This window comes from Nocardioides sp. (assembly GCF_034670285.1).
GTDB lineage: Bacteria > Actinomycetota > Actinomycetes > Propionibacteriales > Nocardioidaceae > Nocardioides.
On record NZ_JAXMNS010000503.1, the window covers coordinates 1 to 2,337 of the forward strand.

Here is a 2,337-nt window from a genome sequence, read left to right on the forward strand (position 1 = left end):
GACGGCGCAGCCCCGTCACCTGTCGGAGGCGAGCAGCCTGGTCGCGGCGTTCCTCACCTGGCACCTCGAGCGTTCCCTGCGCTCGCTCGAGCACGTGGAGCGGTAGCGTCCGGGGCGTGAAGCGCGCCCCTCGTCAGCCCCATCAGCACCGCTCGCCCACCCCGCACCCTTCGGGGGCGCGGCCGCCGCAGCTGCCGCCCGAGCTCGTGCCCGGCCACGTCGCGATCGTGATGGACGGCAACGGCCGGTGGGCCAAGCAGCGTGGGCTGCCCCGCACTCAGGGCCACGAGATGGGCGAGGCCTCGCTCTTCGACGTCGTCGAGGGAGCCATCGAGATCGGCGTCAAGGCCGTCTCGGCCTACGCCTTCTCGACCGAGAACTGGACGCGCTCACCCGACGAGGTCAAGTTCCTCATGGGCTTCAACCGCGACGTCATCCGGCGACGCCGCGACGAGATGCACGAGCTCGGGGTCCGGGTCCGCTGGGCGGGCCGGGCTCCCCGCCTCTGGAAGTCGGTGATCCGCGAGCTCCAGGTCGCCGAGGAGCTCACTCGCGACAACGACGTCCTGACCCTCACGATGTGCGTCAACTACGGCGGACGAGCCGAGCTGGCCGATGCCGCCCGATCGATCGCCCGCGAGGTCGCCGCCGGTCGGCTCAACCCGGAGAAGGTCAGCGAGAAGACCCTGGCCCAGCACCTCTACCTGCCCGACCTGGGCGACGCCGACCTGGTCTGGCGCACGTCGGGGGAGCAGCGGCTCTCGAACTTCATGCTGTGGCAGGCCGCTTACTCGGAGATGGTGTTCACCGACATCCTCTGGCCCGACGTCGACAGGCTCGCGCTGTGGCGAGCGATCGAGATCTACGCCGAGCGCGACCGGCGCTACGGGAAGGCCTAGCTGCCCGCCGCGGTCGTGGCGCAGGCCGTGCAGGTGCCGAAGATCTCGAGCGTGTGGCTGACGTCGACGAACCCGTGGTCCTCGGCGATGGCGTCGGCCCACCGCTCCACGGCCGGACCCTCGACCTCCACCGCGGCGCCGCAGCCGCGACACACCAGGTGATGGTGGTGGTGGCTCGAGCACCGACGGTAGGTGAGCTCGCCGTCCTCGGCCCGCAGGGAGTCGACCAGGCCGGCGTCGGAGAGCAGCTGGAGGGTGCGGTAGACCGTGGCGAGCCCGACGTGGGCCTCGCGGGTCTCGAGCAGTGCGTGGATCTCCTGGGCTGAGCGGAAGTCGACGATCGAGGCCAACGCGTCGATCACCGCTGTGCGCTGGCGGGTCGGCCGCAGCGACCCGATGGCGCTCTCAGTGCTCGTCATAGTGGCCACCGTGCGGCGCGTGGCGGTGTCCGTTGTGCACGTAGTCGACGTGGTCGTCGTGCGGCACGGCGACGTGACCGCAGCCGGGGCCGTGGTCGTGGTCGTGCTCACTGACGGTGTGCTCGTCCGGCAAGTCGTCGGCGAAGGGAGCCTGAAGTCGCGTGCGTCGGCGCAGCCAGACGCCGACCGGCCAGGTGATGACGAACCCGCCGAGCGCCAGCAGCACGATCATTGGGCCGGGCGCGACGTTGACGCCACTGGGCGCGAGCGCGGCGAGCACCAGACCTCCGACGGAGGCGACCGTTCCGAGGGCCATGGCGGCCAGCAGGGTCGTGCGGAACGAGCGGGTGAGCTGCTGGGAGGTCGCGACCGGCACCACCATGATCGCCGAGACCAGCAGCAGGCCGACGGTGCGCATCGCGACGGTGACCGTGACGGCTGCGAGGACGGCGACGACGACGTTGTAGTAGAGCACCCGGAGGCCGGCGACGCGGGCGAACTCCGGGTCGTGGGCGACGGCGAACAGCTGGGGAGCCAGACCGACCCCGACGAGCACGATCAGGGCCGCCAGCACCATGGTGACGACGACGTCGCCGTCCGAGATGGTGAGGATCGAGCCGAAGAGGTACTGGTTGAGGGTCGCCGCGCTCTGCCCGCCGATGCCGGTGAGCAGCACGCCGCCGGCGAGGCCGCCGTAGAAGAGCAGCGCGAGGGCGACGTCGCCGTTGGTGTGGCCGCGCTCGCGCACGATGTCGATCGCGACGGCGCCGATGATCGCGACCACCACCGCGGTCCAGGTCGGCGCCAGGCCGGTGAGCAGTCCGATCGCCACACCGGTGACGGCGACGTGGCCGATGCCGTCGCCCATGAGGGCCAGGCGCCGCTGCACGAGGTAGGTGCCGAGCGCCGGCGCGGCCAGGCCGGTGAACAGGGCGGCCAGCAGGGCCCGCTGCATGAACTCGGTGTTGAGCAGCTCGACGACGCTCATGGAAGCTCCAGGGGGGACTGCACGTGAGGCA

3 protein-coding genes are annotated in these 2,337 nt (G+C 71.3%); 1 reads left to right on the top strand and 2 read right to left on the bottom strand.

Features of this window, described 5'->3' with window-relative positions; all coding sequences use genetic code 11:
• Positions 1-116 precede the first annotated feature (116 nt).
• Positions 117-899: an isoprenyl transferase gene (locus VOI19_RS18275; protein WP_323794371.1), complete on the top strand. Its 783-nt coding sequence runs from the start codon at positions 117-119 to the stop codon at positions 897-899.
• On the opposite strand, the gene VOI19_RS18280 is transcribed toward VOI19_RS18275, so the two are convergent.
• Both VOI19_RS18280 and VOI19_RS18285 read right to left on the bottom strand, forming a co-directional pair.
• The gene (locus VOI19_RS18280) at positions 896-1,318 is read right to left on the bottom strand and encodes a Fur family transcriptional regulator (RefSeq protein WP_323794372.1); all 423 of its coding nucleotides are present in this window, start codon (positions 1,316-1,318) and stop codon (positions 896-898) included. The two genes, VOI19_RS18275 and VOI19_RS18280, sit on opposite strands and share 4 nt — an antisense overlap.
• The gene (locus VOI19_RS18285) at positions 1,305-2,306 is read right to left on the bottom strand and encodes a metal ABC transporter permease (protein WP_323794373.1); all 1,002 of its coding nucleotides are present in this window, start codon (positions 2,304-2,306) and stop codon (positions 1,305-1,307) included. Before VOI19_RS18285 ends, VOI19_RS18280 begins: the two co-directional genes overlap by 14 nt.
• Positions 2,307-2,337: the final 31 nt, after the last annotated feature.